This window comes from Acinetobacter terrestris (genome assembly GCF_004331155.1).
Classification (GTDB): Bacteria; Pseudomonadota; Gammaproteobacteria; order Pseudomonadales; family Moraxellaceae; genus Acinetobacter; species Acinetobacter terrestris.
This window is the reverse complement of the sequence record NZ_SJNZ01000001.1, coordinates 143,511-156,790: the sequence shown is the minus strand read 5'-3', so window position 1 is coordinate 156,790 and position 13,280 is coordinate 143,511. Positions and strand designations below refer to the sequence as shown.

The following is a 13,280-nucleotide window of genomic DNA, read 5'->3' as shown; positions in this document are numbered from 1 at the left end:
AGCCTCGAAAGAGGCTTTTTTATTACTGTTATTGAATATTTGAAGTATTAATGATTGCTAATATTAGGCTGCTGCAAATATTTAGAGACGTATTCATCACGAATAGCGGGTCTTTCTTCAGGTGTTGCCTTTTGCATGCGTGTGCCTAAATCTTTACGCTCTTGGCTACTCATTTTTTGCCAGGTTTCTCGCATTTTTTGCTTTTCTTGCTCGGGAAGCTGGGTAAACCAATCCATACGCTGATGCAAAGCGGTACCTTGTGCTTCAGGCAATTCTTTTAGCGATTGATAACGCTGAATAAGTGCACGCTGTTCAGCATCTGACAGAGTTTCCCATGTTTCTGCCAATTGAGTGTCCGCATCCTTAGAAAAAATCCAAAAACGTTCAAAACCAGCGAAACTGGTTTGCAGAAATCCGAGTGCACAAAAAGCAAATGCTAATTTTTTAGCTGCCATGTGGAACTTTGTCCTCGCCTAAAACCATTAACATCTCCAAATCTTCAACCATTTGGGGCGATAATTTTGGAGTAACCACAACTTGATTCTGAGGCTTTGCAGCCATTTCAATAGAATTTGGGAAGACCACAAAACCTGCAATTGCAGCAGCAAGTGCAAATCCTGACATTTTCCAAAGTCCGTAACGGGCAGTTTCTCGGTCTTGAATTTCTTCAATGACATGATTCATCACAACAGGTTTGTCTTTATGATGTTGTGCGAGTCCATCGAGTTTGGAAGTAACTTGTTTTAAGAAATCATCTTGTTTCATTCGGATGACCCTCCAGAATATGGATTCAAATGTGCCAACGAGTTCCGCAGACCTTGAATGGCACGGTGATAATGCGTTTTTACACTACCTTCACTGCATTCCATGATTTGTGCAGTGGTGTGTGTATCAAAACCTTCCCAAGCACGCAGCATAAAAGCTTGTTGCTGTCGAACAGGGAGCTGAGAAATGGCTTTCTGTATTTCTTCGGCAGTCACGGCTTGATCAAGAAAATCGAATGGACTGGGGGTGTTTTCATCGACAATATCATTCAGTTCAATATCGTCATCATCTAGGTTAACCTTTTTAAAAAATGAAAAAGGTTGTGCTCGACGGACTTCTTTTCTGCGCCAGTCTTGTAGTTTATGGTTCAAAATGGTGTAAAACAGGGGATACCATTCATCAGTCGGCTTTTCGGCATATTTTTTATGCAGGGAAATAAATGCTTCTTGCACTAAATCCATCGCAATGCCTTGTTGACCTTGAGTCGCACTTTCCATCATCACTAAGGCACGCCCCGTCACATCCTGCATGAAAATTTTCAGGCGCTGTTCAGCCGTACTCTTCAGAATACTCAAATTTTCCGCTTGAGACTGTTTCGGTGCTGAATCCATAGAGATGGAAAATCCTGTCATTGGACACCCACCATTATTCCCATTTTCATACATTATATAACGCTGGAAATAATGGTTTGGTTGACAAAAAACTTATTATTTTTCTAGTGTAGTCTATTTTTAAGCATCAGCAGGTGATGTTTAAAATAAAGTAACGAAACAACAGGCTTATAAACGTTGACGAACCATCTCAAAGAAACAAATCGAACCTGCAACGGCAACATTTAATGATTCTTGTCCACCAGGCTGTGGAATAGAAACAGCTTCAGCATACTTAAGTGCATAATCAGAAACACCTTGACCTTCATTGCCCAAAATCCAGACACACTGTTTTCTTAAGTTTTTTGAGTAAAGGCTTTCAGATTGGTGCGAGCTGGTAACATAGACTGGTATGGTGAATTTTTCTAACAGATCTTCTAATACAATATTTTCATAGGTGTGTAGAGAAAAATGCGCACCCATACCTGCACGCAAAACGCGCGGTGACCAGATTGAGGCTGAACCTTTAGTGCATACAACTTGCTCAATGCCGGCAGCGGCAGCGGAACGGAGCAAAGTTCCCACATTACCCGGATCCTGGATATTGTCTAGAATTAGAGTATCTTCCTTAAAATTCAAGGCTTGACTTGAACTAGGTAAATCAACAATTGCCAAACATGCCAAAGAAGTGCCTAGGGTACTTAAGTCGTTGTATAAAGCTTCACTCAGTACAAAAACATTACCGTCATACAAGGATACGATTTTTTCTAAATCAGGATGACTATAGGCAGCTTCGGTGGTGAATATAGAATTAATGCTTCGACCCTGTTCTAACCAAGCAAGGCTTAAATGGGTACCTTCGAGTACCGTTTGACGATTCTTTTTACGGAATGAGCTTTGTTCAATCAATCCACGTAGGTGTTTGATTTTTGTATTGTCTTTTGATTCGAGAAAAAAAGCTGGCATGGGAGAATTATCCGTGGAAGTAAGCGACAAAACACTTACTTCCATTTTTTAAATTAATGGTGGTAGTGAGTAACTAGGTCAACTTCGTTTTTAGATCCAATCACGACAGGAACACGTTGATGCAGTTCGGTCGGTTGAATCTCAAGAATACGAACACGGCCCGTGGTAGATGCACCACCCGCTTGTTCCATCAGCATACTCATCGGATTTGCTTCATACATCAAGCGAAGACGACCAGCTTTTTGAGGATCTTTGGTGTCGTAGGGATATAAGAAAATACCGCTGCGGCAAAGGATACGGTGAATGTCACCCACCATACACGCGACCCAACGCATGTTGAAGTCTTTGCCACGTACTGAAGTCTTACCGTCTTGCAGTTCACCAATATAGCGTTTTACCGGTTCTTCCCAGTGACGCTGATTTGAAGCATTAATCGCATATTCTTTGGTATCCGCAGCAACCTGAATATTTTCAGAGGTTAAAAGGAATTCTTGAGTTTCAGGGTCGAAAGTGAAGAATACAACGCCCGCACCGACGGTAAGCGCCATCATGGTCGATGGACCATACAATACATAACCTGCAGCAGCCTGATTGGTACCGGGTTGCATAAAGTCCTCAGCTTTGGTCACTGCATTTTGAGCAGGCAAAATAGAGAAAATTGTGCCGACACACATATTGATGTCGATATTGCTTGAACCATCAAGTGGATCGAACAATACCAGAAATTCACCATTTTCTTGCGCAGGGGTGAATTCATCGAGTTCTTCTGAAGCCAAACCGCCGACATGTGGATGAACTTTTAAAGCATCGATCAAGTAATCATTTGAAATAACGTCAAGTTTCTTTTGTTCTTCACCTTGTACGTTTTCGTGTTGTGCGCTACCCAATACACCCGCCAAGGCTCCTTTTTGTAATAACTGATCAATGGCTTTACATGTATTACCAATTGTTTCAATTACTTGAGCAAGTTCAGGCGTTAGATTCCCTGTTTTTTGTTCTAGAAATTGGGAAAGGGTGAGGTATGACATGACAGGAAAACTCCAATTAGAAAATGATAAAAAATTATCAAAAGAATATGGGGGATCATTTTAGATGAGAACGCAGCAAAAGAACAATTAAACTCGACTATTTGTCGTGATTTTACTCTTGTAAGTTTCTTGGAAAATGCTATGTTGAGGAATAGAAGGTATTAAAATAGTGATAGGAGCACAGTTATGACAACGCAAAAGTTTGATGCGACTCCAACGCCAAATGAAGCTATGAATTTAAATGATATTTCTGACGAGAAAGTGAAGGAAGCCTGGAAAGCTTACGAAGCAAAACCGGAATATAAAAAATTCAACAAGCATGATCTGATTGAATCCATGCAAAGCTCGAAAGATGAAGCGAATGAATCTGAAAAAGCTTAAAATATAAAAAAGCGCCCAACCACTAAGTTGAGCGCTTTTTTATTCAAACCATTATTTTAATAATGGTGGAACAGCTTCGTAGTTAAGCTCTACGCGGCGGTTTTCTTTCCATGCATTTTCATCATGACCTGCATTAATCGGCATTTCTTTACCATAACTAACTGCTTCTAATTGTGTTGCAGCAACGCCATTGGTAATCAGGAAGCTTTCTACCGCTTTAGCACGGCGTTCACCCAAAGCCATGTTGTATTCACGTGTGCCACGTTCATCGGTATGACCGGTTAAAGCCACTTTCGAATTTGCATTTGCCACAAGGAATTGTGCATGTGCTTGAAGGGTTTGATAGTCTTCGTTAGAAAGATCGCTGCTGTCATAGTCAAAGTGAACAACGCGTTTTGCCAAGAAGGCTTTATTTGCCGCAGTCACACCTTTAGAAGAAGCACCTGCCAGGTTTTGCGCATTTAGAGCTGCATCTTCACTTAAGCCCTCAGTACTTACTGTAGCTGCTTCAGATGGATTTTGACCTGCCTGAATTTCAGCTGCAGGTTTACGGCTTGCACAACCAGTCATCACTAACGCTGTTGCAAGAACAGGAAGGACCAATAATTTAACTACTTTCATCTTTATCTCCATGATCATGATTGCTTTAAATTAAATTGTTATTTTGGTGCCCAGGCAGGTTCACGAACCTCGCCTTGTTCACTGGGTAAATTCATGCGGAAACGACCATCCAGTGACATGATGGACAATAAACCACGGTTCCCTTCACGTGTTGCATAGACCACCATTTGCCCATTTGGCGAGAAACTTGGTGATTCATCCAGACTGGTTGGGGTCAGAATATTGGTAATACCGGTATTGATGTCCTGAATAGCCACTTTGTAATTACTGCCACTTGGGCGATGGACTAATGCCACTTTTTTACCATCAGCACTTAATGTGCCACGTGCATTAAATGCACCACGGAACGTCAGGCGCTTACTTGTATTATTTGCAAAGTTATAGGTATAAATTTGTGGTGAACCGCCTCGGTCAGAGGTGAAAATAAATGATTTACCGTCTGGGGCATAACGTGCTTCTGTATCAATGGCACCGTCATTGGTCATACGTTGCAACTGACGTGTTTCCAGATTCATTTGATAAATTTCAGGGTTGCCATGCAGAGATGCAGTAAACAGCATGCTTTTACCATCTGGCGAGAAGCTTGGTGCACCGTTTAGACCGCGGAAGCTCGCCAGTTTTTCACGCTGACCTGTGGCCAAGTCTTGTACATAAATTGCAGGGCGTTTGGTTTCAAATGAAACGTAGGCAACTTTTTTCGCGTCCGGTGTCCAGGCAGGGGACAAAATTGGATCACGAGAGGTCAGAATGGTTTTAGGCTGTTCGCCATCGGTATCTGCAATTTGCAGGGTATAACGCTGTTCAGGCGTAGCCGGGTTGCGCAGTACATAAGCAATACGTCCGCTAAAGTCACCTGCAATACCCGTCAATGCCTGATAAATTGCATCACTGATCGTGTGACCCGCTTGGCGAATACGTGAAGCAGGAACTGTCAGTAATTCATTTAATAAATATTGCTGTTTCTCGACATCATAGAGTTGATAGTGAACTTCATATGCGCCATTTTCAGTCGTTTTTACCGTACCTGTAACCACATAAGGAACACCTGCAGATTTCCATGCCTCTGCATTGGGTGTATTCATACTTGCTGTTGCAGGCAGGTTTTTTGAAGCACTTGAAAATTTGCCTGAACGGTTTAAGTCATTTTCGACAATCGGATAAATGCTTTGGTCATTATTAAACGGAATAATGGCAATCTTCGGTGCTTCTTCGGGTGCTTTGGCAATTTCTAAATGCAGTTGTGCATAAGACTGTGTTGCTAAAACGGGACTTAAAGCTGTCAAAACGGTTAGGCAAAGTAAATGTTTACGCGTCATTTCCATCATCCGCTAGGTACTCTAAAAAATGTAAATTATTGTGAATTCGGTTGTGTCACATAATGGCATGATTTTGCTTTATTGGAAGTACATCATGATGACTAAACTGTTATAAGACTGTGAAAAGTGAATAAAATATTATCTATTTTTAGCAACATTTGAATTCATATGTCAAAAAAGCCACATCAATTAAATTTGATGTGGCTTTTTATTTTATTTCGCAGTAAAGCTTGAAGTGAATGTTCTTGCTTCTCGTCGTGCATCTGGATCGGAAGGCATAGGGTAAGGCGCTGCTGCACGTACCGCAGCTTCTACACTTGCTTTCATGTCCGGATCACTTGAATTGACAATAACCGATTGCACTGTACCACTGTCACTTAAGGTCACACGGGCAGTGGCTTTCTGACCGGATGAGCCGCTTGGAATATCCCACGCACGTCTAACTTTATTTTCAAAGTCACGTTTTGCAGTTGAGGCAATTTTCTTTGCTTCCGCTTTTTTAGTCGCAGCTTCTTCAGCGGCTTGTTTTGCAGCTGATGCTTTGGCTTCCTCGGCAGCACGTTCACGGGCTTCTGCATCGGCTTTGGCTTTATTTGCAGCGTCGGCTTTGGCTTTATTTGCAGCGTCGGCTTTGGCTTTATTTGCAGCGTCGGCTTTGGCTTTATTTGCAGCGTCGGCTTTGGCTTTATTTGCAGCATCGGCTTTGGCTTTATTGGCTGCATCGGCTTTAGCTTTATTTGCAGCATCGGCTTTGGCTTTATTGGCTGCATCGGCTTTAGCTTTATTTGCAGCGTCGGCTTTAGCTTTATTTGCAGCATCGGCTTTAGCTTTATTTGCAGCGTCGGCTTTAGCTTTATTCGCTGCGTCGGATTTGGCTTTATTCACTGCATCAGCTTTGGCCCTCGCAGCAGCGTCGGCTTTCGCTTTTTCAGCCGCGTTAGCTTTAGCAGCGCTATCAGCTCGGGCTTTTTCAGCAGCATCGGCTTTTGCCTTGGCTTGAGCATCAGCTTGAGCTTTTAACTTGTTTGCTGCAGCAATTTTTGCGTTTTCGGCAGCTCGCTGTTCCGCTTTTTGCACTGCTTCAGCAGCAGCTTTAGCTTCCTGTGCATCTTTATTTGCATCAGGCTTTGCTGGTGCTGGTGCTGGTGCTGGTGCTGGTGCTGGAGTAGGAGGGCTAGGCTGCGTAACTGGAATAACAGGTGCAGGTTCAACACTCGGTTTTGCCGTTTGCTGAACTTGTTCCGCAACCTTTTCATGTGCCGTTTCAGTCGAGTCTGTCTGTTCTAAAGGCACAGGATCGGGAGGGAGCAAATCCTCAGGCGTGACCAAAACCATTTTAATTTGTTTAGGCGGTTCGACAGGTTTACTCATGCCCAAAAAAAGTAAGCCAGTGATTGCCACAGCATGGATCCCGAGGGTAAATCCAAGTGCAATTGTTTTTTCTTTGGATTGTGGCTTTTTCAAATCTTTCATACTTTATTCTAAAGGCTTAGTGAGTAAGCTAACTTGTGTTAAACCAGCATCTTGAAGACCAGACATTAAAGCCATGACATCTCCATAAGGACGTGTGGTATGGCCACTAATGACAACATTCAGTTCCTTATTGTCATCCTTGGCTTTTGTTTGTGCCTCCACTAAAAGACTCGTCAACTGAGCCAGATCAACAGGACCAGTTCTTTGACCTTTATATTCCAGATAATACAGACCATCCTGATCCAGCGTCACGATTGTAGGCGCATCTTTAGATTCGATGGGATTGCCATTGGCTTGAGGTAAATCGACTTTAATCCCACTGGTGATCATGGGTGCTGTGACCATAAAAATCACCAAAAGTACCAGCATGACGTCAATATAAGGGACGACATTCATCTCACTTTTTAGTGGTTTTTTGACCCGCTCAAAGCGTCCAGAACGCTGAATTGCCATTAGTCATTTTCCTGTGCAGAGCTCACAGTTTGACGTTGTAATAGCGCCACCATTTCTTCAGCAAATAATGCACGGTCTGAATAGACTGTTTCACCTTTGGCGGTGTAATGGTTAAATGCCAATACAGCAGGAATTGCAGCAAACAGACCAATCGCTGTTGCAATCAGAGCTTCGGCAATACCCGGAGCAACGGTGGCCAAAGTCACTTGATCAACATCAGCCAGACCAATAAAGGCATTCATAATGCCCCAAACGGTACCGAACAGACCGACATATGGTGCGACAGAACCAATGCTGGCAAGTGCGCCCAAGCCTTGTTCAAGCAGACCTTGGTCACGGCTTAAACCGACACGTAAAATACGTTCTGTACCTTCAATGGTTTGCGTATTCGGGGCCTGGTATTTTTTCAGTTTAAAAAACTCGCCTATACCTTGATAGAAGATATCTTCCAGACCGGTACGTTTGGAATTGAGCTGGGCATTGTTGTATAGCGTATTGAGTTCAGCGCCAGACCAGAAGATTTTTTGAAAATGTTCATCATCTGCCTGGGCTTTTTTATAACTCATATGTAACTTGGCAATCAGATACCAACTGTATAAAGATGCGAGCAGGAGCACGAGCATTACCAGTTGAACGATGGGACTTGCGTGTAAAATAAGATCTGATATGTGTAAAGATGATTCTAGTTCTGTTGCCATAGTTACATGTGCCAATAAATTTTTTAGTCTTGTTCTAACTCTTTAAGAATTAGTTCACGAATTTCGTCTGGAAGTCTACGAGGTTTCATTTCTGCACTTATACATGCCAACTCGACCTCGCCAGATGCAAGCATGATTTCACCACGATAAATATTTTGTTGCAATACAAATGATGTCGCTTTACACGAAACTACACTCGCAGTCACGGTAATCAGGTCATCCATCAAGATTGGGCGTGAATATTTCACGTTAATTTTATGGACCACAAAGTTGTAATCTTTTTGGTGCCAATAATGGTCCACACCCGATGCGCGCAACCATTCGGTACGAGTACGTTCCATAAAACGAATATGATTCGCGTGATAGACAATGCCGCCTGCATCAGTGTCTTCAATATATACACGAATGTTGAATTCGAATTTATTCGCCATGATTGTGTCCCATTTTTCAATTCAGTTTTATGGTTTTAGCAGTACTTTTAGCGGCTTAAAAGATCTGTGAAAATGACGTTTTTTTCGCTAAGAGTCAAGCTGTGTAACGCGTTGCAGTTTAGCAGCTTGAGTTTTTAGTCCAATGGCACAAGGTTTCAAATGAAATCTATTCTATATTTACTCAACAAAACCTTTAGATATAAAAAAGGTGAGCAAAAGATGCTCACCTTTTAAAAATGTACTTTATTTTTTCGCAGCTTGCATCTTTTTCCAGTCTGACTGTACCTGTTCGGCAACTTTTGGATAATCAAGGATGAAGCGCACATGGCTTTCTACCCCAGTTTTTAAAGTTGCATTATCGACGATGAATAACGGGTTATGGTTAGGTGCGGCTTTCGTCATGTCCTGATCGGCAGGCGTTGCGCCCAAAAAGACAAATAAGGACGGCATGAGCTGTCCATAATAGGCAAAGTCCTCACTGGCACTGGCATTGTTGTCCAGAACATGCAGTTTATCTTCGCCATTGACTTGGGCAAGCGTGGGTTGCATCAGCTGGGTTAAGGTTTTGTCATTGGTGGTGACTGGCGCATATGGCGCAATTTCCACTTTTGCCGTGACATCGTTGGCTGCGGCATTATGTTCGACCATTTTCGGTAAAGTTTTCAAAATGCCTTGGCGGACATCTTCACTGTTGGAGCGAATGGTGCCGACCATATTGACCTGATCGGGGATGACATTACCTGTTGTTCCGCCGTGGATACTGCCAATACTGACCACACCCATGCCTTTAGTTAAATCTGCAGTACGACTGACTAAACTTTGCATGTTGTTAATCATTTGCGCAGAAGCATAGATGGGGTCACGACCAAGCCAAGGCATAGAACCATGGACTTGTTTGCCATTGACCTGAATGCGTAAATGATCGGCACTGTTCAGAATCGCGCCATCTTTATACAGGATATTGCCGCTTGGCATGCCTGCCATCACGTGCATGCCGAAAATGACTTCCGGTTTTGGATTGTTCAATGCGCCATCGGCAATCATTTTACGTGAACCGATTAAATGACCTTGGGTAAAGTTATCAATATCGGCACCGCCTTCTTCAGCCGGTTGGAATACAAAGACTACAGTACCTGCAATTTTGTCTTTATTCGCCGCTAAGGCTTTGGCAGCCCCCAGTAACATGGCTGTATGGGCATCGTGACCACAGCCGTGCATGACATGGGTTTCTGCACCTTGATAAATGGCTTTGGCTTTACTGGCATAAGGAAGACCAGTTTTTTCTTCAATCGGCAGGGCATCCATATCTGCACGTAATGCCATCACTGGACCCGGTTTTGCCCCTTTAAGTACCCCAATCACACCTGTCTTGGCATAGCCTTTACGTACTTCAATGCCATAAGATTTTAACTCTTTTTGTACCAGCTCAGAAGTTTTGAATTCCATATTTCCAAGTTCAGGATGTTGATGAATATGTTGGCGAAGCTTAATAGTATGTGCTTCAACATTTTTAACGGAATCATCAATCCAGTCTGCAAAGCTCAGTTGGCTGCAAAGGATAAGGGGAAGACAAAGGGAGATCTGCTTGTACATGTTCATATTTTGGGAGAACCTTAAGAGTTTGAAATAGTTAAAGTGACTCTATAGAATTGCATATTGTTTTAAATTTAACCAAAACCCTGTAGGTATCTTAAATATACCTTTAAGGTATGCTTTATTTTAGTGATTGGAATAAAAGGTTTTTATTTATAATTTTGCTTTGTAAATTTATGTATTTTACTTTGAAATTAACATCTAATAAGTTGCGGTTGTTATAAGAGTTAGTTTTTGGATCTGTGTCCCAGAGATTTAATTCGATTCAATTTATTAAGTTATTACAGCCTAGCTAAACATTCGAGATTTAGATGAGTCGCTTTTTTAAATATATAGTTATTTTCGCCATTGGCTTTGCACTGTGGAATTATTGGCTGAAACCGGATAAAGGTATTTCAGATGCAGCTGATTATCAGACCACAGCGGGGATTCATCAGTTTAATGGCTATAGCATGACGAATTTGCAGCCTTATACGGGAGAGTTTCGGGTTTTATCTAGAGAAAATTATAACTTTGGGCGTGAATCTGAAATTAGCCCTGTCGATTTTGCTTTGGGATGGGACAAAATGGCTGATCCTGAGGTTTATAAACAGTTATCGATTCGCCAAAGCAACCGTTGGTATCATTGGCGTTATGAAAATGCTCCACCTATTCCAGTACGTGAAATTGAAACACAAAGTGCCAATACGCACTTGATTCCTGCAACCAAAGCCATCGCCAAACAACTGGCTCAAATTGATCAAGATGATTTGATTTATTTAAAAGGACAGTTGGTGGAAGTGAAGTCTTCAGATGGATGGACTTGGCGTAGTTCTATAAGCCGTGAAGATACAGGCGGTGGTGCGTGTGAGTTGATGTTAGTGGAAGAGGTACGTGTTATCTCTAATTTATAAGTATCTAATTGATTAAAATTAAAAGAAAAAACCTTTAAGATATCCCCAACACATATTTAACAACTAAGTTGGGAAAGATGGCACAACAAGAAGGCAAACAAGCGTTAATAATTCAGCTTCCGTGGACTGTACCGCAACAGCCAAATGTACAAACGATTGTTTTACAACAGCCCGCTAAAACACAAATGGAGTTGAATGCTTCAACAGATAAAACAGCCATTTCCTCTTTTGGGTTGTCTGTTTTAATTGCTGTAATTTTAGGTCTATTCGCGACTTGGTTAGCTTACTGGTATGGGCGCAAAAGTTTTAAATTAACAGAGATGTCGTTTAAAACTGTAAGTGAGGATATTAAACAAGCGGCTGAAACGCATAGGATTACAACAGATAAAGTTTTGAATAACCAAAAAATGCTGAAGGAACAAGAATTACAGTTTTTATATAGAAGTTCAGAAATTGATAAATTTAGAAACGTCATTGCTGAATATTTTGCTTTGTTGATGAAGTTTAACAGTGTTGTATCTTTAGAAATTGGACGAATGGAAAGAGGGGATTTAATTGAAAGTTTAATCAATTATTTATCCCAAGTCGCATATTACCATATGCAAATTGAATTGTTTTTAGACTGCGAAGCTAATTCACATCATCAAACAGTCAAAACACAGCTGAAGGAGCTAATGGATTCACTATGGAAAATTAGAATACAGCTTGATGGAAATAAAGATCAGTTAAATGATCGAATAGCTGCTTTTTCTAATGAGTTAGATGTTGTGAAAGCTAGCTTAATCAAGCTACTCAATCAAAATGTAAAATGAGAAAAGGGAGAATAAATCTCCCTTTTCTCATTTATCCTTCGGCTCAGGCGGTGTCATCCCAAACTGCAAATATGCCATATTGGTGGCAATACGTCCTCGAGCAGTTCGCATCGCATAACCTTGCTGAATCAAATATGGTTCAATTACATCTTCCAATGTGCCTGAATCTTCAGCCATTGCAGCAGCCAAAGCTTCCACACCGGCAGGACCGCCATCAAAACGCTCAAGCAACATGCTTAAATAACGACGGTCTAAAGTGTCTAAACCATCTTTATCGACTTTCAACATATCCAGCGCACGTTGCGCCATATCCTGATTGACTTCACCGTTGCCTTTGACTTGTGCATAGTCACGCACACGACGCAGTAAACGGTTGGCAATACGCGGTGTACCACGCGCACGACGGGCAATTTCTTTAGCGCCATCACCAGTCATGGGAACATCCATTAACGATGCTGAACGCGTCACAATATGGGTTAAATCCTCAACCGAATAAAATTCTAAACGCTGCACAATACCAAAACGGTCACGCAGTGGAGAGGTGAGTAAGCCTGCACGAGTTGTTGCAGCCACTAAAGTAAACGGTGGTAAATCCAGTTTAATCGAACGTGCACCCGGTCCCTCACCAATCATGATATCAAGTTGGTAATCTTCCATTGCAGGATATAAAATTTCTTCAATCACTGGAGAAAGACGATGGATTTCATCAATAAATAAAACGTCACCTTCTTCCAGATTGGTCAGCATGGCAGCCAAATCGCCGGCACGTTCCAGTACTGGGCCAGAAGTCGATTTTAAATTACCGCCCATTTCCCGCGCGATAATATTGGCAAGCGTGGTTTTACCCAAACCCGGTGGGCCAAAAATTAAGGTATGGTCAAGTGCTTCACCACGACCACGTGCTGCGCCAATAAAGATTTCCATTTGCTCACGTACCACCGGCTGACCAACATAGTCATCCAGTGAAGTGGGGCGAATGGCACGATCAAAATGATCTTCGGGTTTTTCAGAACCACTGATGAGACGGTCTTGCATATTTATTGAATCTATCCCTACATGGTTGATTTGAGCTGGATGAATTCACAGCCTCAAAAAATCTCTCGGACTCGTTTTGCCTTTGCGTAGGCGGTATTTACTTTTGAAAGATGAGCAGTATATATACTGCGCAAGGTAACAAAAATCTTTTGTTGGCTTGAGGATATATCCCTATATCCTAATCTGACTAGACAACATCCATGTCGCCAAACGTGTATCTGAAAT

16 protein-coding genes are annotated in these 13,280 nt (G+C 42.0%); 3 read left to right on the top strand and 13 right to left on the bottom strand.

The genetic code is table 11. The annotated features are described in order from the left end of the window. Positions 1-47 precede the first annotated feature (47 nt). The 5 genes from E0H81_RS00745 to E0H81_RS00725 form a co-directional block, all read right to left on the bottom strand. Complete coding sequence (locus E0H81_RS00745) at positions 48-455, bottom strand: DUF3106 domain-containing protein (protein ID WP_131315742.1); 408 nt, start codon at positions 453-455, stop codon at positions 48-50. After that, positions 445-765, bottom strand: a complete 321-nt coding sequence (locus E0H81_RS00740) for a hypothetical protein (RefSeq protein WP_131268036.1) — start codon at positions 763-765, stop codon at positions 445-447. The genes E0H81_RS00745 and E0H81_RS00740 overlap by 11 nt, the downstream gene beginning before the upstream one ends. After that, complete coding sequence (locus tag E0H81_RS00735) at positions 762-1,376, bottom strand: RNA polymerase sigma factor (RefSeq protein ID WP_131315872.1); 615 nt, start codon at positions 1,374-1,376, stop codon at positions 762-764. Before E0H81_RS00735 ends, E0H81_RS00740 begins: the two co-directional genes overlap by 4 nt. Positions 1,377-1,544: 168 nt before the next feature. Then, positions 1,545-2,321, bottom strand: coding sequence for a TrmH family RNA methyltransferase (locus tag E0H81_RS00730; RefSeq protein WP_131268035.1), 777 nt, complete (start codon positions 2,319-2,321; stop codon positions 1,545-1,547). Positions 2,322-2,374: 53 nt separating this feature from the next. Further along, positions 2,375-3,349: a class 1 fructose-bisphosphatase gene (locus E0H81_RS00725; RefSeq protein WP_131315740.1), complete on the bottom strand. Its 975-nt coding sequence runs from the start codon at positions 3,347-3,349 to the stop codon at positions 2,375-2,377. 186 nt (positions 3,350-3,535) lie between these two features. On the opposite strand from E0H81_RS00725, the gene E0H81_RS00720 reads away from it, so the two are divergent. Beyond that, positions 3,536-3,730 carry an NF038105 family protein gene (locus E0H81_RS00720; protein WP_131268033.1) on the top strand — a complete coding sequence of 65 codons (195 nt, stop codon included), beginning with the start codon at positions 3,536-3,538 and terminating at the stop codon, positions 3,728-3,730. Positions 3,731-3,781: 51 nt separating this feature from the next. Here the strand turns inward: E0H81_RS00720 and pal are convergent, their stop codons facing one another. From pal to E0H81_RS00685, 7 genes are all read right to left on the bottom strand, one after another. After that, positions 3,782-4,351, bottom strand: coding sequence for a peptidoglycan-associated lipoprotein Pal (pal, locus tag E0H81_RS00715; protein WP_131315738.1), 570 nt, complete (start codon positions 4,349-4,351; stop codon positions 3,782-3,784). A gap of 38 nt (positions 4,352-4,389) precedes the next feature. Next, on the bottom strand, positions 4,390-5,673 hold the full coding sequence (tolB, locus tag E0H81_RS00710) for a Tol-Pal system beta propeller repeat protein TolB (RefSeq protein WP_165492570.1): 1,284 nt from the start codon (positions 5,671-5,673) through the stop codon (positions 4,390-4,392). A 207-nt stretch (positions 5,674-5,880) separates the two neighbouring features. Then, complete coding sequence (gene tolA / locus E0H81_RS00705; protein WP_131315734.1) at positions 5,881-7,140, bottom strand: cell envelope integrity protein TolA; 1,260 nt, start codon at positions 7,138-7,140, stop codon at positions 5,881-5,883. Between the two features lie 3 nt (positions 7,141-7,143). Next, complete coding sequence (gene tolR / locus E0H81_RS00700; RefSeq protein WP_131315732.1) at positions 7,144-7,593, bottom strand: protein TolR; 450 nt, start codon at positions 7,591-7,593, stop codon at positions 7,144-7,146. Next, on the bottom strand, positions 7,593-8,291 hold the full coding sequence (tolQ, locus tag E0H81_RS00695) for a protein TolQ (RefSeq protein ID WP_131315730.1): 699 nt from the start codon (positions 8,289-8,291) through the stop codon (positions 7,593-7,595). The genes tolR and tolQ overlap by 1 nt, the downstream gene beginning before the upstream one ends. 23 nt (positions 8,292-8,314) lie before the next feature. Continuing rightward, positions 8,315-8,722 (bottom strand): tol-pal system-associated acyl-CoA thioesterase, encoded by a 408-nt coding sequence (ybgC, locus tag E0H81_RS00690; RefSeq protein ID WP_067863715.1) that lies wholly within the window; start codon positions 8,720-8,722, stop codon positions 8,315-8,317. Between the two features lie 243 nt (positions 8,723-8,965). Further along, entirely contained in the window at positions 8,966-10,315 is a 1,350-nt protein-coding gene (locus E0H81_RS00685) for an amidohydrolase (protein WP_165492569.1), read from the bottom strand. Between the two features lie 311 nt (positions 10,316-10,626). Here E0H81_RS00685 and E0H81_RS00680 point away from each other — a divergent pair, with 311 nt between their 5' ends. Both E0H81_RS00680 and E0H81_RS16055 read left to right on the top strand, forming a co-directional pair. Beyond that, positions 10,627-11,208, top strand: a complete 582-nt coding sequence (locus E0H81_RS00680; RefSeq protein ID WP_131315726.1) for a hypothetical protein — start codon at positions 10,627-10,629, stop codon at positions 11,206-11,208. A 77-nt stretch (positions 11,209-11,285) separates the two neighbouring features. Next, positions 11,286-12,020, top strand: a complete 735-nt coding sequence (locus E0H81_RS16055) for a hypothetical protein (RefSeq protein WP_235942373.1) — start codon at positions 11,286-11,288, stop codon at positions 12,018-12,020. 27 nt (positions 12,021-12,047) lie between these two features. On the opposite strand, the gene ruvB is transcribed toward E0H81_RS16055, so the two are convergent. Then, complete coding sequence (gene ruvB, locus E0H81_RS00670; protein ID WP_067724937.1) at positions 12,048-13,055, bottom strand: Holliday junction branch migration DNA helicase RuvB; 1,008 nt, start codon at positions 13,053-13,055, stop codon at positions 12,048-12,050. Positions 13,056-13,280 lie beyond the last annotated feature (225 nt).